The organism is Brevundimonas sediminis, from assembly GCF_048799765.1.
Taxonomy (GTDB): domain Bacteria; phylum Pseudomonadota; class Alphaproteobacteria; order Caulobacterales; family Caulobacteraceae; genus Brevundimonas.
Genome location: NZ_JBLYQK010000013.1, coordinates 1 through 20,496, shown reverse-complemented (window position 1 = coordinate 20,496; position 20,496 = coordinate 1). Strand labels below are relative to the sequence as shown.

Genomic DNA, 20,496 nt, shown 5'->3' with positions numbered 1-20,496 from the left:
CGGGGCTAACGAGGACGCATGACCTCCGGCCCCGTCCTCGTTACCGGCTCCGCCGGCTTCATCGGCTTCCACACGGCGCAGCGCCTGCTGGCGCGCGGCGAGACCGTGGTCGGGGTCGACAATCTGAACAGCTACTACGACCCGGCCCTGAAGCAGGCCCGGCTGGAGCGGCTGCAGGCGAGTCCGAACTACATCCACAACACCCTGGACCTGGCCGACCGTGAGGGCATGGCCGCCCTGTTCGCCCGGCACGCCCCGCGCCGCATCGTCCATCTCGGGGCCCAGGCCGGGGTCCGCTACAGCCTCGAACAGCCCGAGAGCTACGTCGATTCCAACGTCGTCGGCTTCCTGACCATCCTGGAGGGCGCCCGCGCGGTGAAGGCCGAGCATCTGGTGTTCGCCTCGACCAGCTCCGCCTTCGGCGCCAACGGGGCCCTGCCCTTTTCGGTCAAGCAGGGCGTGGCCCATCCGCTGACCGTCTACGCCGCCACCAAGATCGCCAACGAGGCGATGGCGCACTCCTATTCCCACCTGTTCGGCTTCCCCTCGACGGGGCTGCGCTTCTTCACCGTCTACGGACCGTGGGGACGTCCGGACATGGCCCTGTTCAAGTTCACGAAATCCATCCTCGAGGGCCGTCCGATCGACGTCTACGGCCACGGCCGGATGGAGCGGGACTTCACCTATGTGGACGACATCGTCACCGGGGTGGTCGCCGCGCTCGATACGCCCGCCGCGGTCGATCCGCAGTGGAACGCCCAAGCGCCGAACCCCTCGACCTCCGGCGTCGCGCCCTGGCGCATCCTCAACCTCGGCGCCGGGCGGCGCGAGCAGCTGATGCGCTATATCGAGGTGCTGGAGGACGCGCTCGGCCGGAAGGCCGAGCTGAACATGATGCCGGTGCAGGACGGCGACGTCGCCCGCACCGAGGCCGACATCACCGAGACCCAGGCCCTGCTCGGCTACAGCCAGTCCACGCCCATCGACGTCGGCGTGCGCCGCTTCGTCGACTGGTATCGCGACTTCTACCAGGTCTGAGCCCCGCCTCCCTTGCGCAACGGCCAAGCCGTGGCCAATATAGCAACACAGATAGTTACCATTTAAATCGAAAGCCCCCTCCATGGCGTCCTCGCGCTTCCTGACCAACAACACCACGCTGGCGCTCGGCGCCCTGCGGATCATGTCCGGCCTGCTCTTCCTGGCGCACGGCACCCAGAAATTCCTGTCCTTCCCGCTGGGCGAGCGGGCCGGCTCGGGCCTGGCGCTGGACAACCCCGGCGCCTTCGCGGGCATCATCGAGCTCGTGACCGGCGCCCTGATCGCGCTCGGCCTGTTCACCCGCCCGGCGGCCTTCCTCGCCTCGGGAACCATGGCCTTCGCCTACTTCCTCGCGCACGCCCCGCAGAACCCCTTCCCGGTCAACAACGGCGGCGACGCGGCCATCCTGTTCTGCTTCGTCTTCCTCTTCCTGGTCTTCTCCGGCCCGGGCGCCTTCAGCGCACAGAAGCTGCTCGGCAAGCGCCGCGGCTGATCCGGGCCTCGCCTGGGCGCGCAAGGGCGGGGCCGATCCGGCTCCGCCCGTCCCGGCGGCGCCGGTCAATCTCGCAGATGCGAGCCACAGAGGCAGGAGCTTGCACATCCGGCCGCCGCGCGCCCCCATCACGCAGTGGACGACGAAGTATTGCGCCGCACACGAAATGAATTGCCTGTGGCGCTGCAATAGGGTCCTATCCTTCTCCGCGGCGTCGAACGCGGGTTCGGGCCGAGTATTCTGACATTCTGCTTTCGGACGCCGCGCCCATGATCCGTAAATCGCTCGCCCTCGCCGCCCTCGGCTGTCTGGCCGCAGGCCCTGCCTTCGCGGCCGCGCCCGCCGCCCCGCTGCTGGCCCACCAGGCGGCGCTGGAGCTGAACGAGGCGTCCTCGTCCTGGATCCTGGCGTCCACGGCCCTGGTCCTGCTGATGACCCTGCCGGGTCTGGCGCTCTTCTACGGCGGCATGGTCCGGCGCAAGAACGTCATCGCCACCATCGCCCACTCGACCGCAGCCCTCGCCATCGTCACCGTCCTCTGGTTCGTCGTCGGCTACAGCCTGTCCTTCGGCGTCTCGGGCGAGGCGACCAACGGCTTCATCGGCGGACTTCAGGCGGCCTTCCTGAACGGCGTGACCCCGACCACGGCCTTCGCCGCCGCCCCGGGCCTGCCCGAGTTCCTCTGGATCGCCTACCAGCTGACCTTCGCCATCATCACCCCCGCCCTGATCGCCGGCGCCTTCGCCGAGCGGATCAAATTCTCGGCCTCCATCCTGTTCTTCTGTCTCTGGCACCTGATCGTCTACGCGCCGATCTGCCACCAGGTCTGGGGCGGCGGCTGGCTGGGCAGCTGGGGCGTGCTGGACTTCGCGGGCGGCGCCGTGGTGCACGTCAACTCGGGGGTCGCCGGCCTGGTCGCCGCCGTCGTCCTGGGCCAGCGTCACGGCTTCGGTCGCGACAACATGGCCCCGCACAACCTGGCCTTCACCGCCATCGGCACCGGCCTGCTGTTCGTCGGCTGGCTGGGCTTCAACGCCGGCTCGGCGTGGGCGGCGGACGCCATCGCCGGGGTCGCGGCCCTGAACACCATCCTCGCCGCCGCCGCCGCCGCCATCGGCTGGACCGCGGTTGAGTGGTTCCACCACAAGCGCCCGACCTTGCTGGGCCTGCTGTCCGGCATCGTCGCCGGTCTGGTCGGGATCACCCCGGCGGCGGGCTTCGTTGATCCCAAGGGCGCCTTCTTCATCGGCATCCTGTCGGGCCCGGCCTGCTATGCGGGCGCGGTCTGGCTCAAGAAGCTGCTGAAGTACGACGACAGCCTGGACGCCTTCGGCATCCACGGCATCGGCGGCATGGTCGGCGCCGTCCTGACCGGCGTCTTCGCCTCGGCCGCCATCAACCCGGTCAGCGAGGGCGCCGATGTGGTCAAACAGATCCTCGGCCTGCTCGCCGTCATCGTCTGGTCGGGCGTGGGCACCTGGGTGATCCTGATGATCTGCAAGTTCACGACGGGCCTGCGCGTCACCAGGGAAGACGAAATCGAAGGCCTCGACTACACCCAGCACGGCGAGACCATTCACCAGTAGGGCGGTACTCCCGATACCCTCCAACCCTGCCAAACCATGGCGCTCGGCCCTGCCATCTCGACATGGAACTCTCTCAGCGGGGAGAGCGATTGAAAGCCCTCCCCCTCGATGGGGGGAGGGTTGGGTGGGGGTGGATGCAGACGGCTTCAGAACTCCTCGCGAGACTCCGTCGACCCCTCCAAACGCGCTTCACACCTCAATACCCGGCGCACACCCCCATCCCCGGCCCTTTCCCCCATTGAGGGGGAAGGGAGCTGAGCCCTCGGCGTCGGTGCCGACCGGAAAGCAACCCCCAACCCACGACCAATTTCGACGTATCGACCCGCTAGACTTTCCAGCTTCGGGTCTTTGACATCGCCATCCTGCCAACGACGGGCGCTTTCAGCTGTGTCGGAATGTATCGGGAAGACAGGGTTTCACGATTTTTCACTGACACTGCCATCCCAGACGCTACAACCGCGGCCATGACCTCCGCCCCGCTTCCCGACGCCGGCTCCAACTGGGTCGATCGCCACGCGCCCGAGGGGCTGAAGCCGTGGCTCAAGCTGGGCCGGTTCGACCGCCCCATCGGCATCTGGCTGCTGCTCATCCCCGGCTGGCAGGGCATCGCCCTGGCGGTGGTGAGCCAGGGTCGGAGCTGGGCCCTTTACGATCTCTGGCTGGTCGTCGGCTTCGCCGCCGGGGCCTGCCTGATGCGCGCCGCCGGCTGCGCCTTCAACGACATCGTCGACCGGGATATCGACGTGAAGGTCGCCCGCACCGCCGCCCGACCGGTCGCCTCGGGCCGCATCAGCGTGAAGAAGGCCCTCGCCTTCACGGTAGGCTGCTCGCTGGTCAGCCTGCTGATCCTGCTGACCCTCAACATCTTCGCCGTGCTGCTCGGCGTCGCCTCCCTGCTGCTGGTCGCCGCCTATCCCTTCATGAAGCGGATCACCTGGTGGCCCCAGGCCTGGCTGGGCCTGACCTTCAACTGGGGCGCCCTGATGGGGTTTGCGGCGGCGACCGCCGCAACCTCTGCTGTCTGGCTGATCGGACGAACGATCGAGACCAATGGAGGCAACATCGCGTCATTCGAATATTGGCCTCAGGTCGGCTCCCTCTCCCTCGCCGCTCTCGCCCTCTACCTCGGCGGCGTCTTCTGGACCCTCGGCTACGACACCATCTACGCCCTGCAGGACATCGAGGACGACGCCATGGTCGGGGTGAAGTCCTCGGCCCGTCGTCTCGGCTCCAACGTCCGCCCCGGGGTCGGCGTCTTCTATCTGCTGGCCGTCATCTTCGCGGCGCTGGCGGGCCTCCTGGCCGGGCTGGGGCCGCTCTTCTATCTCGGCCTGACCGGCTACGCCGTCCATCTGGTCTGGCAGGTCCGGTCGATCCGGCCTGACGACGGCCCGCTGGCCCTGGCCCTGTTCAAGTCCAATCGCGAGGCGGGCTTCGCCCTGCTTCTCGCCATCATCCTCGGTTCGGTTCGGATTCCGCTTTGAAGGAGACCCGCATGTCCTCCCCCCGCATGCTGCTGATCGCCGCCCTGCTCGCCACCACCGCCATTGCCGCCTGCAATCGCGGCAGGGAAGAGACCCCGGACGCCGCTCCGGCCACCGGCGAGACCGCCCTGGTCACCCCGGCCGACGCCGCCGCGCCGATGACCTATGCGACCCGCACCGCCTACGCCAACGTCGGCCTCAAGCTGCCGGACGCGATCAAGGCCCAGACCGACCTGCATGCCCGCCTCTATTCGGAGGAGGTGCGCAAGCTTCAGCAGTTCGCCGAGGGCGCCGCCAGCGAGCGTCTGGACAGCGGCGAGGAGGGCGCGCCCGACTGGACCTACGAGAAACAGGTCGAGATCAGCGCGGCGCTGGAGACGGGCAAGCTGCTCAGCCTGAAGCGCGCCGACTATGATTTTTCGGGCGGCGCCCACCCCAACACCCTGACCACCGGCATCCTGTGGGACAAGGCGCTCAAGCGGCGGATCGGCTTCAACGACCTGTTCCGCCGGGGCGTCGACCTGACGCCGCTGGACCAGGCCCTGTGCTCGGCCCTCAACGCCGCCAAGCGCGCGCGCGTCCCGGACAGCGCCTCCCTGACCCTGGGTTCGGGCGGCGACTGGAACTGCCCCCGCGCCTCCTCGACCGAGTTCGTCCTGACCCCGGGCAACGAGCCGGGCAAGGCCGCCGGCCTGACCTTCCTGGTCGGCCCCTACACCGTTGGCCCCTATGCCGAAGGCGCCTATGAGATCGCCCTGCCGGTCTCCAGCTTCCGCTCCCTGCTGGCGGTCGGCTATGTCGACGAGTTCGGGGGACGACTGATGAAGACGGGGGACGTCACCCCGGGCCTGCAATGAGACGCCTCCTTATCGCCGCCCTGTTGCTGGCGGCCCCGCCGGCCCTGGCGCAGGAGGCGGGCCCGGCCGGCAGCCACAGCCAGATCCGGGATCCGTCCGCCTTCGGGCTCGACGCCGTCACCCCGACGCGGCTCGCCTCCTCCCGCATCGAGATGAACCGGGGCCGCAACACCCGCCTGCCCCCGTCCATATCGACCGCCGCCGGGCATCGGCAGGCCCTGAATGCGCTCCAGCGGATCGGGGCGGTCTGTACGCTGGTCGAGACGCGGGTTGTGGGACGGACCCGGTCCGGCCGCCCGCTGATCGAGGTCGATTGCCAGGAGGGCGGCGGAATGATCGTCGCCGACGACGATCCGGTGATCGCCGTCGACTGTCTCGACCTGGCCCCCGACGCCGGCCAGGGCGGTGAGCGTCGGCGGGTGGTGTCGCAATGCGTCCTGCCCGCCAACGTGGCCGCCGTTGCGGCCGAGCCTCCGCCGACCTAGTCCGCCAGGAAAAGGTCCATCAGATCGGCGAACTTTTCCGGCTGATCGCTCATGATGAAGTGGCGGCTGTCATCGACCCGGATCAGACGCACGCCGGGCAGGGGGGCGTACTCCCGCCCCCAGGTGGCGTCGGCCACCGCGGCGGGCGCGCCGCCTTCCGCATCCGAGGCATAGGGGGCCCAGACCGGCGTGGTCATGGTCGCCAACCCCGGACGCAGGTCGGTCGTCATCACCTCGCGGATGGCGGCCGCCATGGCGCGACGGTCGCCCGCCATCGTCCACTCGACCATCTTCGCCTGCGTCTCCGGATCGCGGGACAGTCCGGCCGCCGCCGCACCCTGGCCGCTGCGGAAAGCCTCGTCCGGAGTGTTCAGGATCCCCGCCGCCGCCTGTTCGGCGAACGGACGCGCGCTCTCCGGCGTCGCCTGCGGCCCGTACAGGGCGCTGAAGAAGGGCAGGCTGTCGACGGTCATCACCTTCCCGATCAGGGACGGCTCCCGCTGGGCCAGCATCAGGGCGCTGAAGCCGCCCAGGGAGTGACCGACCACCGCCGGGCGCTCCAGACCCCGTTCGCGGATGTAGCGGGCCAGTTCCTCGACCGCCGGCTGGATGAAGGGGCCGTCGCCGTGAACCCAGGGCTCCCCGGCGAAGCCCGCCAGCTGGACCAGATGCACCCGATGGGTGGCCTGCAGCCGCTCGGCCTCGGCCCGCCACACCTCGCGGGAGCAGCCGAAGCCGGGGATCAGGATGACGTCGGGTCCCTGCCCCACCACCTCGACGGACAGACGGTCGGAGCGGAAGGGGGCCTGGACTTCGACCCCGGGGACGGCGGCCGGAACGGGGGCCGCGAACACCTTGGTGGCGGCGATGATGTTGGGCGTGCAGATCGCCAGGGTGATCAGAACAGCGCGCAGCAGGGGGCGACGCGCGCGGGTGCGGGCGTGGGTCATGGGTCTCTCCGTGGATTGGGTTGGGTCGCTGACCGAAGTCAGGCGTGGGGATTTTCGAAGACGTCCTCGACGGGACGGTCAAACAGCACCGCGATGCGGTAGGCCAGGTCGAGGGACGGGTCGTGTTTCTCGGTCTCGAGCGCGTTGACGGCCTGTCGGGACACGCCCAGCGCCTGGCCGAGCTGTTCCTGGGTCCAGCCGCGCTCGACGCGCAGCAGCTTGAGCCGGTTCTTCATCAGTTCGAGGTCCGGATGAAGGGCGCGACGCAGCCGTAGAGCCCCCAGAAGGTCGGATAGATCAGCCAGGCCGGAATGTGCGGCGCGGCGGCGAAAGTCTCGGCGAACCCCCAGAAGGTCGCGACCGCCATCGCCAGCCCCGCCGCGACGATGAACTGCTTGGCGGTGACGGCGCGAACGAACTCGTCGCTGTCGCGCATCAGGCTCAACGTCGCCCAGATCTGGCCGATGACCGGAGCGGACACCGCCGCCGCCAGCAGCCAGCCCGCCGGCTTGCCGATCACATCATCGAAGGCGTCCGTGACCATCATCGAGATGCAGATCGCCATATAGGGGACCATGAAGGCCCAGGTGCGGATCAGATATTTGCGCCCCGCGGGCGTGCCTTGTTTCCAAGCGGTCAGCATGTCAGCTCCTCCTGACTGAATGTAAGGCCGACCTTACACGCTCAAAATGTCATGTCAACCTGACATGATGTCAGGAAAGCGCGACTTTATGCGTTTTCTTTGCGAACGCCCCCATCGGGCGTAGTCTGGACTCATGCCCGCCGCGCCCCGCGTCAGACCCTCAGACCTGTTCACGCCCGGGGAATGGGCGCCGTTCCAGACGCGCCGCGGCTGGGTCGGCCCCCTTCTGGTTCTGCATTGCTGGGGTGTGATCGGGCTGGCGGTGGCGGCGGGGATCCTCTGGCCCATTCTGATCCCCGTCTGCGTCATGATCATCGGGACGCGCCAGCTGGGCCTCGCCATCCTGATGCATGAGGCGGCCCACGGCGGCCTGTCGACCCACGGCAAGGTGAATGACTTTCTCGGACACTGGCTGTGCGCCGTCCCGGTCGGCGCCTCGCTGCGCGCCTATCGCCCCTACCACCTGTCGCACCACCGATTCGCCCAGCAGCCCGAGGATCCGGATCTCGTCCTCTCGGCGCCCTTCCCGGTCTCACCCGCTTCCCTGCGCCGCAAGATCGTCCGCGACTTGACCGGCCAGACCTTCTTCAAGCAGCGTATTCTGCTGCCGCTGGCGGCGATGCGCGGGGCGAATGCCTCCCGTGCTACGGATGACCATGACTACGAGGCCATAGTGACGGGGCGATCGATCCTGCCCTTCCTGCTGGTCAATCTGGCCCTGCTGGTCGCGATGACGCTGGCGGGGTTCTGGTGGGCGTATTTCGCCCTCTGGCTCCTGCCGATGGCGACCTGGTTCCCGATGGTCACGCGCCTGCGCAACATCGCCGAACACGCCTGCGTCGAAGGCTCGGCGACCGATCCCTTCCGCGCCGCTCGCACGACCCGCGCCAGTTGGTGGGAGCGCGCCTTCATCGCCCCCTATTGGGTCAATTTCCACGCTGAACACCACCTCTTCATGCACGTCCCCTGCTGGAAGCTGCCGCGCCTGCACAGGGCGGTGCGCGGCAAGCCGCAGGGCGAGCGGATGGAGGTCGCGGACGGTTATTTGACGGTGCTCAGGACCGCCAGCGGAGGCGACTCCGCCCTCAGGTGACCTTCTTGGCGATCGTCACGCCCAGCACGACGAACACCGCGAAGATGATCAGCGCCAGAACGAACAGGAATTTGGCGATCCCCGCCGCCGCGCCGGCGATGCCGCCGAAACCCAGAACGCCCGCGATCAGGGCGATCACGGCGAATATCAGAGCCCATTTAAGCATGTCGTTCTCCTTCTGCCGGGGAAACGGCAAGGCCGGTCCCCGGTTCCCCGGCAAAGCCGCAAGGCGCGTGCTAGGAGGTCCGCATGGCCATCACCGATCCCGCCGCCTTCATCCTCGAGAACACCCGGCTGCAGACCGTGCCGCATGCGCCGGAGATTTCACTCTGGCTGGCCGATGAGGTCACCCCGATCTGGCGGCTGACCGAAGAGGAGTTGGGCGAACTGGGTCTGCCGCCGCCCTTCTGGGCCTTCGCCTGGGCCGGCGGTCAGGCGGTGGCCCGCTGGCTGCTGGACAATCCGTCCGAGGTCGTGGGCAGGACCGTGCTGGACTTCGCCACAGGCTCCGGCCTCGTCGGCGTCGCGGCGATGAAGGCCGGAGCCGCCTCCGTGCTGGGGACCGACATCGACCCCTTCTGCGCCGCCGCCGTGGCCCTGAACGCCGAAGCCAACGGCGTCGCCATGGCCTTCACCGACCGCAACCTTCTGGACGGCCCGCCGCCCCGGGTCGACGTCATCTGCGCCGGCGACGTCTGCTACGAGAAGCCCATGACCGACCGGGCGCTAGAGTGGCTGGGCCGGGCCCGCGCCAACGGGACCCGTGTCCTCATCGGCGACCCGGGCCGCACCTACTTCCCGAAATCCGGGCTGGAATTCCTCGCCGAATACCGCGTCCCCACCACGCGCGAACTCGAAGACCAGGAGATCAAGCGCTCCTCGGTCTGGGCGATGGTCTGAGCGGAAGAGGCGGCCCGCGTTCGGCGAGCCGCCCCTCCGTTGCATCAGGCCGCCAGCGACACCGACGACGACGCGGTCGACGACGGCCCGGCATAGGCCGTCATCTGCCGCGACAGCATCGCCTGGAGCGCGCGGGTCAGCTCATCCGCCGCCAACCCGCCGTCGCTGTTCGTGTCGAGCGACGCGAACGCCTCCGTCAGGTCGGTTTCCTCCTGACCGAGAGCCGAGGCGATCTCGCCCAGACCCAGGACGCCGTCCTCATCGCTGTCGGCGGCGTCCAGCAGGGTCGACGCCATCTCCGTGGCCGACGGCGGCCCGCCCCGGTGCGGCGGCGGAGGCCCCTGATTCCGCGCGGCCTCCAGCCCGGCCGACAGCTCATCCGCGCTGGCGGCGCCGTCTCCGTCGGCGTCGAGGGTCGCGAACACGTCCTCGATCTCCGACACGTCCTCCACGCCCATCGAGGAGGCGATCTCGGCGGCGCTCAGCTTGCCGTCGCCGTCGGTGTCCGCCTCATCGATGAGGGTGGAGGCCAGGCTGTCGCTCTCGTCCTCCTGTGCGCCCAGCAGGCTGGACAGTGTGTCAGCGCTGAAACCTCCGCCGCCCATATTGGCGGGCGGAGGACCGGGAGGCGGTCCGGGCGGGGGGCCCTTGGCGCCGTCCGCGGGGGCGGCTCCGGGCATTTCCTGCCCGGTCTCCGACGTCTTCGAGGTCTGGAACAGGCTTTTCAGCGCCTGCATCGCCAGACCCGAGGACGCCGCTGTGGTCGATGATATCTGCATCGGCGGTGTTCCCTGGGAGGGTGAACCACGTCCCGGCGCCCCTTGCGGGCCACCGTCGCGGCCCTGGGACCGATGCAGGATTCTCGCCGCGTCATGAAATTATCTATCTGATAAATATAATGTTTCTTGCCGGAAACAAGGCCGCCGCAATGCCGCCCCGGGCCTTGCCGAAACCCTAACCGACCGCGGTGTCATCGGCCTCCGGGTCGGGCGAGAAATGGATATGGCGATCCGGGGCCGGGTCGTCGGCGTGATCCTCCCCGGACATCTCCGAGGCCGCCGGCCGGCCCGTGCCGCGGAGCTTCTCCAGTTCGGGGTCGCGGCTGAAGCCGGGGTCTTGCATGGATTTGGTCACGACAGGCTCCTCATCGGCGATGCGCCGACGTCAGAACCGGCGACGCCTGTGTCGGGTTCCGGTCACGCTTGGTCCGCGCGCCCCTTGGGGCCATCTTGGTCTCCATGACCCGCGCCCTGATCCTGCCCGCCGTCGTCGCGCCCCTGTTCCTCGCGGGCGGCGCCGCCGCCCAGTCCGTACCGCAGCCCCTGCCGCCCGCGCCCTCGACCTGGGACCAGCACCGGTATCAGGCGGACCAGCACCGCTATGAGATGGAGCGGCTGCGCCGGCAGAGCGAGCAACGCCAGACCACCGCCCGCCAGCTGCAGCTGGAAAGCCGCCTGACCCTCGACGACCTCGACCGCCGACGCGACAGGGACCCGACCACCGTCCCGCCGCTCCCCCTTCGTTCGCCGGAGGAAGCCCGGGCCGCCCGCCAGTCCGCCACCGAGCGACGCGAAACCACCACCCGCCGCGTCGGCGAGATCGACGCCTGGCTGGACCGCCGGCCGAATTAACACGCCCTTCCTTGGCGCATCCCTTGCGTCCCGGCCGCGTTACGGCTTCGGTCGGATCAAAGGGTGAGGGAGGACGAACCATGCGTTGGGAAGGCGGCCGCCGCGGCGGCAATATCGAGGATCGGCGCGGCATGGGCCCGGTCGGCATGGCCGGCGGCGGCATCGGCGCGCTCGTTCTGGCCGCCATCGGCTATTTCGTCTTCGGCATCCCGCCCGAGACCACCCAGCAGATCACCAGCCAGCTCGGCGGCGTCGGTCAGCAGGAAGGCAAGGCAGGCACCCCGGCGGATCAGGCCGGCCTCTTCGTCGATGTGATCGGCGCCAACATCGATGACGTCTGGCGCACCAAACTCCAGGGCTACACCCCGCCGACCGTGGTCCTGTACGAGCAGGGCACCTCGACCGGCTGTGGTTTCGGCCAGAGCGCCATGGGCCCCTTCTACTGCCCCACTGACCAGAAGGTCTATCTGGACCTCGGCTTCTGGCAGGAGATGGAGACCCAGCTCGGGGCCTCCGGCGCCGACTTCGCCCGCGCCTATGTCATCGCCCACGAATACGGCCACCACGTCCAGACCCTGACCGGCGCCTCCGAACAGGTCCGGCGCGCCCAGCAAAGGGCGTCCGGCCAAGCCGAGGCCAACCGCTATTCCGTCGCGCTCGAACTCCAGGCCGACTGTTACGCCGGCGTCTGGGCGGCCAATGCCGCGACCGTCTCCAACGGACAGGTCGCCCTGACCGCCGGGGATCTGGAAGAGGGGCTCAAGACTGCCTCGGCCATCGGCGACGACACCCTGCAGCGCCGGGGCGGCGGGCGGGTCTCCCCCGAAAGCTTCACCCACGGCTCTTCGGCCGAGCGGATGACCTGGCTGCGGCGCGGCTATGACAGCGGCGACCCCGCCGCCTGCGACACCTTCCAGAACCTCTAGACCGGTCTCAGGCTTGTTGCGGCGCAGCGGGCGCGGCAAGGTTCCGCCGTGACCTCCTCCTCCGCCGCCTCCGCCCTCGCCGCCTCCCGTCGCCTTGTCCTCAAGGTCGGCTCCGCCCTGCTGATCGACGGCGGGCGGCCGAACGGCGCGCGCCTCGCGGCCCTCGGTCAGGAGATCGCCGACCTGCGCGCCGGCGGCGTCGAGGTGATCGTCGTCTCCTCCGGCGCCGTCGCGCTCGGCCGGGGTCGCCTCGGCCTTTCGAAGTCCGCCCGGCTGGACGAGAAACAGGCCGCCGCCGCCGCCGGGCAGTCCCTGCTGATGCAGGCGTGGGAGACCGCCCTGTCGCCCCACGGCCTGAACCCCGCCCAGATCCTGCTGACCCGCGACGACACCGAGCGCCGTCGCCGCTGGCTCAACGCCCGCTCGACGTTGGACGCCCTGCTGCGCCTCAAGGCCGTGCCCGTGGTCAACGAGAACGACACCGTCGCCACCGAGGAGATCCGCTACGGCGACAATGACCGCCTCGCCGCCCGCACGGCCCAGCTGGCCCGCGCCGACCTGCTGGTCCTGCTCAGCGACATCGACGGCCTCTATGACGCCGACCCGCGCGCGAACCCGGACGCCGCCCACCTGCCTCTGGTCGAGGCCCTGACGCCCGAGGTCATGGCCATGGCGGGCGAGGCCAACGCCTCGGCCTCCGTCGGCACCGGCGGCATGCGCACCAAGCTGGAAGCCGCCCGCATCGCCCGCTCGGCGGGCTGCGCCACCGTCATCGCCTCCGGCCTGACCGACCGCCCCCTGACCGCCGTTCTGGACGGCGCCAAAGCCACCCTCATCTCCGCCCCCGCCGGTCCCATGGCCGCGTGGAAGTCGTGGATCGCGGGCAGCGTCGATCCGGCCGGGCGGCTGGTCGTCGACGACGGCGCCGTCGCCGCCCTGCGCGCGGGCAAGAGCCTGCTCCCCTCCGGCGTCCGCAAGGTCGAGGGCCGCTTCGACCGGGGCGACAGCGTGCTGGTCGTCACCCCCGACGGCGTCCGCGCCGCCGTGGGGCTGGCCGCCTTCTCCGCCGAGGAGATGGCCCTGATCCGGGGCCGTCAGACCGGCGAGATCGAGGGGCTGGTCGGCTACAAGGGTCCCCAGGTCGCCATCCACCGCGACGATCTGGTGCTGGAGGGCGCGGCATGACCCTCATGGACCAGATGCTGAACCGGGGCCGTCGCGCCCGCGCCGCCGCCGACGCCCTGCGTCTGGCCCCGCCCGAAACCCGCACCCGCGCGCTGGAGGCCGCCGCCGCAGCCCTGCGCACCCGGACCGACGCCATCCTGTCCGCCAATGCCGGGGACATCGCCCGCGCCCGCGAAAACGGCCTGTCCGAGGCCCTGATCGACCGGCTGGCGCTCAGCCCCGCCCGTCTGTCCGCCGTCGCCGACGCCGTGGTCGAGGTGGCCGCCCTGCCCGATCCGCTCGGCCGCGAGACCGCCCGCTGGACCCGGCCCAACGGACTGGACATCGCCCGCGTCGCCACCCCCATCGGCGTTCTGGCCATCATCTACGAGAGCCGTCCGAATGTGACGGCGGACGCCGCCGCCCTGTGTCTGCGCTCCGGCAATGTCGCCCTGCTGCGCTGCGGCTCGGACTGCCTGTCGTCCTCCCTGGCCATCCATGCCGCCATGGTCGAGGGGCTGGAGGCCGCCGGCCTGCCCGCCGACGCCATCCAGCTGATCGACACCCCCGACCGCGCCGCCGTCGGCGCGCTGCTGACCGGACTGGAGGGGAGCGTCGACCTCCTGATCCCCCGGGGCGGCAAAAGCCTGGTCGCCCGGGTGCAGGCCGAGGCCCGCGTGCCGGTGCTGGGCCACCTCGAGGGGCTGAACCACACCTATGTCCACGCCGCCGCCGATCCGGACATGGCCGAGGCGGTGCTGGTCAACGCCAAGATGCGGCGCGTCTCCGTCTGCGGCGCCACAGAGACCCTGCTCATCGATCGCGCCTGCGCCCCCGCCCTGCTCCCGCGCCTTGCCGCGGCGCTGGACGCCGCCGGCTGCAGCCTGCGCGGCGACGCGGAAAGCCGGTCCCTGGTTCCCGCGGTCACCGAAGCCTCGGAGGCCGACTGGACCACCGAATATCTGGCCCCGATCCTCGCCGTGCGTGTGGTCGATGATCTCGATCAGGCCGTGGACCACATCCGCCGCCACGGCTCGGGCCATACCGAAGCGATCATCACCGAGGACGAGGCGGCCGCGGCCGCCTTCCTGAACGCCGTCGACAGCGCCGTTGTCATGTGGAACGCCTCGACCCAGTTCGCGGACGGGGGCGAGTTCGGTTTCGGCGGCGAGATCGGCATCGCCACCTCCCGCCTGCACGCGCGCGGGCCGGTCGGGGCGGAACAGCTGACCAGCTACAAATACGTCGTGCGCGGCACGGGGCAGATCAGGGGGTAGGGTGTCCGGTACGTCAGGCTGTGAGCCCGCGACGTGGTCCCACCCCACGGCCGACATCCGACACCCTCACCCCACCGTCAGGTCGAGGGGGCGCGAGATGTGCAGCGTGCCCCGGCCCAGATCCAGCGCCGCCCGCCGGTCGCGGAAGGCCTCCATGCCCACGAGACCGCCCGGGAAGTTGGGCAGGGGCGGCTGGTCGAACACCCCCACCGCGACCTGTTCATATAACTGGTCCGCGAAGGTCACCGTCCGGGCCTCGACGAGGGTCGACCGCATCGCGCCGCCCAGGACCAGGCTGACGCCCGCCCGTTCGGGCCTGCCGTCCAGCAGACCCGCCGTGGTCGCCGCCTCACGGCTCAGTCCCAGCAGGGACGAGGCGCCCGTGTCGATGATGGCGCGCACCGCCGCGCCCTCGACGGTCAGGTCCGCCTGCAGCGCCGTGCCCTGCCGGCGCACCTCGGCCTCCATCAGGTCCGGCGGGCGCACGAAGGCCTCCCGGTCGACCAGCCGGACGTAGCGGCGGCCCGGCTCCAGCGCCAGCACGGCCTCGCCCAGGACGTCCTGACCGAGGATGATCGGGGTGCGCAGCCCATCCTCCGCCGCCAGCGGCCCGAGGTCGAGAATGGCCGCCCGCAGCTTTCGGATCGACAAGCCCGGCAGGTCGACGTCGACGGACGTCCCCCGCCCGACCTGGGTCCCGCCGCCCACGCCGTAGGCCAGCAGGGGCATGTCGAACAGGGCCCGGCCCTCGTCCGGCAGGGTCTCGAAGAAGGCGCGGTCGATGACCGAAAACTGGGCCCCGCTGTCGATCAGGGCCAGCACCTCCCGCCCCTCGACCCGCACGGCCACCGTCGGCGTGGAGGTCCGCCGGCCATAGCTCATCCAGGGCGTGGCCCCCTCGCTCCCGAAGACCAGCTCCGGCTTCGGCCAGAACAGGTGCTCGCGCGCCCACCAGGCGCCTCCGGCGACGGCGAGCAACCCGGCGGCGCGGATCAGGAGGCTACGGCGGTTCATCCCCGTCAAGATGGCGCGCACCCCGCCCGAACGCCAGCGGCGCGACGTCGCGTCTGATCAGAAGGTCGCCTGAAACGACGAACCGGCCGGCGCCCCCCGACGCCGACCGGCTCGAATGCGAGGCCGGTATCCCCGTACCCCCGCCAACCCCGGATCCACGACCGCAGGGTTACTGGAACGTAAATGACCCGAGCAGCCCGCTCCTGTCCACTGCCTTCCGCGCTTGCCCTTTGAAATTGTGTCCTAACGGTGGCCGAACGGCACCACCTTGTTCGCGCCGTCATGGCCGATGTCGGCCGCGCCGAGGTAGGGGATGCCCGCGCGCTGGCACCAGTAGCGGGTGATTTCCTCGGCGGTCAGGCCGAAGTCCGGCTCGTTCTGCACGATCTCCGACACCCGGCCCAGCCGGATGCCGGCCACCTTCCGGATCGACGGCTGGCTGGTCAGATGGAACATCATCCGGTCGATCCGGTACAGCGGCTCGGACACGTCCTCCAGCATCAGGACATGGTCCGTCAGATCCGGCTCCAGCGCCGTCCCCACCAGGGCGTCGAGGATGCTCAGGTTGAAGGCCACAGCCGGGCGCGGATCGGCGTGCAGCGACGGCTCCCAGGACGACGACGCCCCGCTCTTCAGCCATTCCAGCGCCCGCCAGGCGGTCTCGTCATGCCGCACCGAGTCCGAGGCCATCGGTCCGTGCGCCACATGCGGGAATCCCGCCTTGTAGAGCATCGCCAGCAGACTGCCCGCGTCCGAATAGCCCAGATAGCGCTTCTCCCGCGCCACATCCGTCAGGCGCGGCAGCACCGCCTCGGCGATCCGGCACGAGCCGTAGCCGCCGCGCGCGAACCACACCGCGTCCAGCCGCGGATCATTGGCGAACTCGACGAAGGCGTTGGCGCGCGTGGCGTCGTCCCCGCCGAAATGGCCGTGCTTCTGGAACACCGCCGGGTGGAAGACGATCTTGATCGAGCCGTCCGGCACATGGGCCGCGAACCACGCCTCGATGGCCTCGCCCCGCGCCCTGGAAAAGCGCGAGCTGGCGTTGACGATGCCGATCTTCAAGGCGTGATCCCCGGACTGTCCTTCCCCTTCATAGTCCGCACCGCGTCCGCGAACCAATCCCTTCCCCTCGCCCGCTTCGCCCTCTACTCAGCGATCCATGGCGAACGACTACTTCTTCTGCGGGATCGGCGGCTCGGGCATGCTGCCGCTGGCGATGATCGTGCAGGCGCGCGGCAATCGCATCGAGGGCTCCGACCGGTCCCGCGATCAGGGCCGCACGCCGGAGAAGTTCGCGTGGCTGGAAGCCCACGACGTCGCCCTGCATCCGCAGGATGGCTCGGGCGTCACCCGCGCGGACCAGATCGTCGTCGCCACCGGCGCGGTCGAGGACACCGTCCCCGACATCGGCGCCGCCAGGACCGTCGGCGCGACCGTCAAGACCCGGCCCCAGCTGCTCAGCGAAATCTTCAACGCCGCCCCCGCCTCCATCGGCGTGGCCGGCACCTCCGGCAAGTCGACCATCACCGGCATGATCGCCTGGATCCTGCATCAGTCCGGCCGCGCCCCCACCGTCATGAACGGCGCGGTGATGAAGAATTTCGCCGACGCCGATCACCCCTTCGCCAGCGCCCTGATCGGCGGTCCCGACCTCTTCGTGTCCGAGGTCGATGAAAGCGACGGCTCCATCGCCCGCTACAACCCGACCGTCGCCGTCGTCTCCAACATCTCGCTGGACCACAAGTCGATGGAGGAGCTGCGCGCGCTGTTCGGCGGCTTCACCGACCGCGCGGCCACCGCCGTGCTGAACCTCGACAATCCCGAGACCGCCGCGCTGGCCCAGACCCTGCCCGCCGACAGGGTCGTCACGTTCGCCCTGGGCGAAGAGACCGCCACCCTGAACGCCCACGATCTGGAGCCCCGCCCGACGGGCATGCGCTTCACCCTGACCGAGCAGGGCGGGCAGACGCACGCCGTCACCCTCAACGTCCCCGGCGCCCACAATGTCGCCAACGCCCTGGCCGCGCTCGGCGCCGTGCGCGCGATCGGCGTCCCGCTGGGCGAAGCCGTCGCCGCCCTTGAGACCTTCTCCGGCATCCGTCGCCGCATGGAGGTGGTCGGGACCGCCAATGGCGTCACCGTCATCGACGACTTCGCCCATAACCCGGACAAGATCGCCGCCACCCTCAAGACCCTGCACGCCTTCGACGGCCGCCTGCTGATCCTGTTCCAGCCGCACGGCTTCGGCCCGCTGAAGCTGATGAAGCATGAGTTCATCGAGGGCTTCGCCGGCCTGATGCGCCCGGACGATGTCCTTCTGATGCCCGAGCCGGTCTACTACGGCGGCACCACCGACCGGTCCGTCGGCAGCGAGGACATCGCCTCGGGCGTCCGCGCCATGGGCCGCAACGCCGAGGCCCTCGCCACCCGCGACGCCTGCGGCGACCGCCTCGTTGACCTGGCCCGTCCCGGCGACCGGATCATCGTCATGGGCGCCCGGGACGACACCCTCTCGACCTTCGCCCAAAGCCTGCTTCAGAGACTTTAGGTCCGCTTACGGACTGATATTCAACAGAATATCTCGAAACATTCACGCACGGCAAAGCTGGCATTAAGTGACAGCCCCTATTCCGGCCCTCGCACCCCGGAGTACGCGTGAATGGCCAGAATCGGAGACTTCGCCAGCGGCGCCGAGCCGATTGGACCGGACACCCCCGGCGCCCATGTCTTCGAACGCTTCGAGCGGGAGCCGGACACCCTCGCCATCGCCGTGGTCGACGCCGACCGGCGCCCGATCGGTCTGGTCGAGCGCAACGCCTTCACCCTGCGTATGGCCGCCGAGTTCGGCCGCGCCCTCTATGCCCGCCGTCCGGCCTCCAGCTTCATGGACCCCGCGCCGCGCATCCTCGACGCCGACGCCCATGCCGAGACCCTGTTCGACAGCCTCGACGCCGGCAATCTGGGCGCCCTGCTGAACGGCTTCGTCGTCGTCTCCGACGGCCGCTACGCGGGGGTCGGCGCCGGGGTCCATCTGCTCCAGGCCGGCAGCGCCATCCATCGCAAGCGCGCCGAAGCGATGAGTGTCCTGGCCCGCGACCTCGCCCGCGCCGAACAGGAGGCCCGCACCTCCAGCCGCGCCAAGTCCGAGTTTCTCGCCGTCATGAGCCACGAGATCCGCACGCCCCTGAACGGCGTGCTGGGCGTCGCCGCCCTGATGGAGCGCGAGCTGACCCAGGACGCCCTGCGCCCCTATGTCCGCACCATCCTCGACTCCGGCCAGAGCCTGCTGCGCCTGCTGACCGACGCCCTGGACATGTCCCGCGCCGAGGCCGGGCTGATGACCTTCGAGACCGGCGTGGTGTCGCTGGAAACCGTCGCCCGCGACCTCGCCGCCCTGTGGGAGCCCCGGGCGGCGGAGAAGGCCCTGACCCTGACCGTCGCCTGCGACCTGGACGGCGCCGCCCATGTCGACGCCGACGAGGTCCGTCTGAAGCAGCTGCTGAACAACCTGATCGGCAACGCCATCAAATTCACGCCCTCGGGCGAGGTGGTCGTCACCCTCACCGCGCGACCGGAGGACGGCGACGCCGCCCTGTCCGTCACCGTGGACGACAGCGGCCCAGGCATCGCCGAGGACGCGGCGGCGGCCATCTTCGATCCGTTCAACACCGGCCGCGCGGGCCGCGAGGGCGCCGGCGCCGGTCTGGGCCTGGCCATCTGCCGTCAGATCGTCGAGCGGATGAACGGCCGGATCGGTGTGGCGCGCTCCCCCCGCGGCGGCGCCCGCTTCGCCTTCGATCTTCGCCTGCCGCTGGCCGCGTCCGCTGGCCCTGCCGGGATCGAGCCGCCCGCGCCGACGCCGCATGAGACCCTCCACGTTCTGGTCGTGGACGACAACGCCACCAACCGCTTCGTCGCCGGCAAGGTTCTGGAGCTGTTCGGCTGCACCTCCGAAACCGCCGTGAACGGCCGCGAGGCTGTGGAACGGGTCCAGCAGGCCCGCTTCGACCTGATCCTGATGGATGTGAAGATGCCGGTCATGGACGGGGTGCAGGCCACGCGGGCCATCCGCGCCCTGCCCGGTCCCACCGCCGCCCTGCCCATCCTCGCTCTCACCGCCAACGCCGACCCGCGGGACGAGGCCGACTATCTGGCGGCAGGCATGGACGGCGTGGCCCAGAAGCCGATCCAGCCCGACGTTCTCCTGGACGCCATTCGCCGGGTCCTGTCCGCCACACCCGGCGACCAGACCGCGCAGGCGGCGTAAATCCGGGCAACCCGAGGCCGATCCGGGTATTGCAACGCTGATGCTGCAAATCCCCCCGCCGCCCCCCGCCGATCTGCCGGACGTCGTCGTCACCGGCGCGCGCCTTCCGCCCGCGGCCGGCGAGGCGGCCTTCGCCGTCATCCGGCTGGATGATCAGGACCTGCGCGCCGAGCGGCGGCTGGACGAAGCCCTGGCCTCGGTTCCCGCCGTCTCCCTGTTCCGCCGCACCTCCAGCCTCGCCGCCAATCCGACGACCCAGGGGATCAGCCTGCGCGCCATCGCCCCGTCCGGCGCGGGCCGCACCCTGGTGACCCTGGACGGCGTGCCGGTGAACGATCCCTTCGGCGGCTGGGTGATCTGGTCCCAGCTGCCGACCGAAAGCCTGTCCGGCCTCGACGTCGTGCGCGGCGCGGGCGCCGGTCCGTATGGCGCGGGCGCCCTGACCGGGGTGATCCGGCTGCGGGAGCGGGATGCCGGCTGGACCGTCGACGCCTCTCTGGCCGAGCGCGGCGGCGCGCGCCTCTCGGCCTCCGGCGCGACCGATCTCGGCCCAGCCCGTTTTGTCGCCTCGGGCCTGTACGAGACCAGCGACGGCTACGTCCCCGTTCGCGGGGCCGCCGCCGGCGCCGCCGACACGCCGCTCGATCTCGAGGTGCGGGCCGCCGCCGTCCGCGCCGACCTGCCC

23 protein-coding genes are annotated in these 20,496 nt (G+C 70.2%); 15 read left to right on the top strand and 8 right to left on the bottom strand.

Translation table 11 applies throughout. From position 1 onward, the window contains the following. Positions 1-18: 18 nt before the first annotated feature. The 6 genes from ACLQ7T_RS09255 to ACLQ7T_RS09230 all read left to right on the top strand — a co-directional run bounded on the left by ACLQ7T_RS09255 (position 19) and on the right by ACLQ7T_RS09230 (position 5,943). Positions 19-1,038 carry an NAD-dependent epimerase gene (locus tag ACLQ7T_RS09255; protein ID WP_420479169.1) on the top strand — a complete coding sequence of 340 codons (1,020 nt, stop codon included), beginning with the start codon at positions 19-21 and terminating at the stop codon, positions 1,036-1,038. Positions 1,039-1,120: 82 nt separating this feature from the next. Further along, on the top strand, positions 1,121-1,531 hold the full coding sequence (locus ACLQ7T_RS09250) for a DoxX family protein (RefSeq protein ID WP_420479168.1): 411 nt from the start codon (positions 1,121-1,123) through the stop codon (positions 1,529-1,531). A 269-nt stretch (positions 1,532-1,800) separates the two neighbouring features. Further along, entirely contained in the window at positions 1,801-3,117 is a 1,317-nt protein-coding gene (locus ACLQ7T_RS09245) for an ammonium transporter (protein ID WP_420479167.1), read from the top strand. A gap of 464 nt (positions 3,118-3,581) precedes the next feature. Beyond that, a complete protein-coding gene (locus ACLQ7T_RS09240; protein ID WP_420479166.1) occupies positions 3,582-4,601 on the top strand; it encodes a UbiA family prenyltransferase in 1,020 nt (339 codons plus the stop codon). An 11-nt stretch (positions 4,602-4,612) separates the two neighbouring features. Next, a complete protein-coding gene (locus ACLQ7T_RS09235) occupies positions 4,613-5,458 on the top strand; it encodes a DUF3298 and DUF4163 domain-containing protein (protein WP_420479165.1) in 846 nt (281 codons plus the stop codon). After that, positions 5,455-5,943 (top strand): hypothetical protein, encoded by a 489-nt coding sequence (locus ACLQ7T_RS09230; protein WP_420479164.1) that lies wholly within the window; start codon positions 5,455-5,457, stop codon positions 5,941-5,943. Before ACLQ7T_RS09235 ends, ACLQ7T_RS09230 begins: the two co-directional genes overlap by 4 nt. Here ACLQ7T_RS09230 and ACLQ7T_RS09225 read toward each other — a convergent pair. Genes ACLQ7T_RS09225 through ACLQ7T_RS09215 form a run of 3 tightly spaced genes read right to left on the bottom strand, consistent with a single transcriptional unit; the run spans position 5,940 to position 7,536 of the window. Next, complete coding sequence (locus tag ACLQ7T_RS09225; RefSeq protein ID WP_420479163.1) at positions 5,940-6,893, bottom strand: alpha/beta fold hydrolase; 954 nt, start codon at positions 6,891-6,893, stop codon at positions 5,940-5,942. The two genes, ACLQ7T_RS09230 and ACLQ7T_RS09225, sit on opposite strands and share 4 nt — an antisense overlap. A 38-nt stretch (positions 6,894-6,931) precedes the next feature. After that, complete coding sequence (locus ACLQ7T_RS09220) at positions 6,932-7,129, bottom strand: helix-turn-helix transcriptional regulator (RefSeq protein WP_331047549.1); 198 nt, start codon at positions 7,127-7,129, stop codon at positions 6,932-6,934. After that, the gene (locus tag ACLQ7T_RS09215; protein WP_420479162.1) at positions 7,129-7,536 is read right to left on the bottom strand and encodes a hypothetical protein; all 408 of its coding nucleotides are present in this window, start codon (positions 7,534-7,536) and stop codon (positions 7,129-7,131) included. The genes ACLQ7T_RS09220 and ACLQ7T_RS09215 overlap by 1 nt, the downstream gene beginning before the upstream one ends. A gap of 133 nt (positions 7,537-7,669) precedes the next feature. Here ACLQ7T_RS09215 and ACLQ7T_RS09210 point away from each other — a divergent pair, with 133 nt between their 5' ends. Then, positions 7,670-8,629 (top strand): fatty acid desaturase family protein, encoded by a 960-nt coding sequence (locus ACLQ7T_RS09210; protein ID WP_420479161.1) that lies wholly within the window; start codon positions 7,670-7,672, stop codon positions 8,627-8,629. On the opposite strand, the gene ACLQ7T_RS09205 is transcribed toward ACLQ7T_RS09210, so the two are convergent. Further along, positions 8,622-8,795, bottom strand: coding sequence for a DUF1328 domain-containing protein (locus ACLQ7T_RS09205; protein ID WP_420479160.1), 174 nt, complete (start codon positions 8,793-8,795; stop codon positions 8,622-8,624). The genes ACLQ7T_RS09210 and ACLQ7T_RS09205 overlap by 8 nt on opposite strands. Positions 8,796-8,878: 83 nt before the next feature. Here ACLQ7T_RS09205 and ACLQ7T_RS09200 point away from each other — a divergent pair, with 83 nt between their 5' ends. After that, on the top strand, positions 8,879-9,529 hold the full coding sequence (locus ACLQ7T_RS09200) for a class I SAM-dependent methyltransferase (protein ID WP_420479159.1): 651 nt from the start codon (positions 8,879-8,881) through the stop codon (positions 9,527-9,529). Between the two features lie 44 nt (positions 9,530-9,573). Here the strand turns inward: ACLQ7T_RS09200 and ACLQ7T_RS09195 are convergent, their stop codons facing one another. Both ACLQ7T_RS09195 and ACLQ7T_RS09190 read right to left on the bottom strand, forming a co-directional pair. Continuing rightward, on the bottom strand, positions 9,574-10,308 hold the full coding sequence (locus ACLQ7T_RS09195) for an EF-hand domain-containing protein (protein ID WP_420479158.1): 735 nt from the start codon (positions 10,306-10,308) through the stop codon (positions 9,574-9,576). Positions 10,309-10,483: 175 nt separating this feature from the next. Then, positions 10,484-10,663 (bottom strand): hypothetical protein, encoded by a 180-nt coding sequence (locus ACLQ7T_RS09190; RefSeq protein WP_420479157.1) that lies wholly within the window; start codon positions 10,661-10,663, stop codon positions 10,484-10,486. A 104-nt stretch (positions 10,664-10,767) separates the two neighbouring features. Between ACLQ7T_RS09190 and ACLQ7T_RS09185 the strand changes: the two genes are divergently transcribed. The 4 genes from ACLQ7T_RS09185 (at position 10,768) to ACLQ7T_RS09170 (ending at position 14,527) form a co-directional block, all read left to right on the top strand. Further along, the gene (locus ACLQ7T_RS09185; RefSeq protein ID WP_420479156.1) at positions 10,768-11,160 is read left to right on the top strand and encodes a hypothetical protein; all 393 of its coding nucleotides are present in this window, start codon (positions 10,768-10,770) and stop codon (positions 11,158-11,160) included. 80 nt (positions 11,161-11,240) lie between these two features. After that, positions 11,241-12,086: a KPN_02809 family neutral zinc metallopeptidase gene (ypfJ, locus tag ACLQ7T_RS09180; protein ID WP_420479155.1), complete on the top strand. Its 846-nt coding sequence runs from the start codon at positions 11,241-11,243 to the stop codon at positions 12,084-12,086. 48 nt (positions 12,087-12,134) lie between these two features. Then, a complete protein-coding gene (gene proB / locus ACLQ7T_RS09175) occupies positions 12,135-13,271 on the top strand; it encodes a glutamate 5-kinase (protein ID WP_420479154.1) in 1,137 nt (378 codons plus the stop codon). Further along, positions 13,268-14,527 (top strand): glutamate-5-semialdehyde dehydrogenase, encoded by a 1,260-nt coding sequence (locus ACLQ7T_RS09170; RefSeq protein WP_420479153.1) that lies wholly within the window; start codon positions 13,268-13,270, stop codon positions 14,525-14,527. Before proB ends, ACLQ7T_RS09170 begins: the two co-directional genes overlap by 4 nt. Before the next feature lie 66 nt (positions 14,528-14,593). Here ACLQ7T_RS09170 and ACLQ7T_RS09165 read toward each other — a convergent pair whose 3' ends face one another. Together ACLQ7T_RS09165 and ACLQ7T_RS09160 are read right to left on the bottom strand one after the other, a co-directional pair. Next, positions 14,594-15,541 (bottom strand): retropepsin-like aspartic protease, encoded by a 948-nt coding sequence (locus ACLQ7T_RS09165; RefSeq protein ID WP_420479152.1) that lies wholly within the window; start codon positions 15,539-15,541, stop codon positions 14,594-14,596. Positions 15,542-15,784: 243 nt separating this feature from the next. Beyond that, the gene (locus ACLQ7T_RS09160) at positions 15,785-16,606 is read right to left on the bottom strand and encodes an LD-carboxypeptidase (RefSeq protein ID WP_420479151.1); all 822 of its coding nucleotides are present in this window, start codon (positions 16,604-16,606) and stop codon (positions 15,785-15,787) included. Positions 16,607-16,703: 97 nt separating this feature from the next. Between ACLQ7T_RS09160 and ACLQ7T_RS09155 the strand changes: the two genes are divergently transcribed. The 3 genes from ACLQ7T_RS09155 to ACLQ7T_RS09145 form a co-directional block, all read left to right on the top strand. Beyond that, positions 16,704-18,092, top strand: coding sequence for a UDP-N-acetylmuramate--L-alanine ligase (locus tag ACLQ7T_RS09155; RefSeq protein WP_420479150.1), 1,389 nt, complete (start codon positions 16,704-16,706; stop codon positions 18,090-18,092). Between the two features lie 111 nt (positions 18,093-18,203). Next, entirely contained in the window at positions 18,204-19,811 is a 1,608-nt protein-coding gene (locus tag ACLQ7T_RS09150; protein ID WP_420479149.1) for an ATP-binding protein, read from the top strand. 40 nt (positions 19,812-19,851) lie between these two features. After that, on the top strand, positions 19,852-20,496 hold a 645-nt coding region (locus tag ACLQ7T_RS09145; protein ID WP_420479148.1), incomplete at its 3' end, for a TonB-dependent receptor.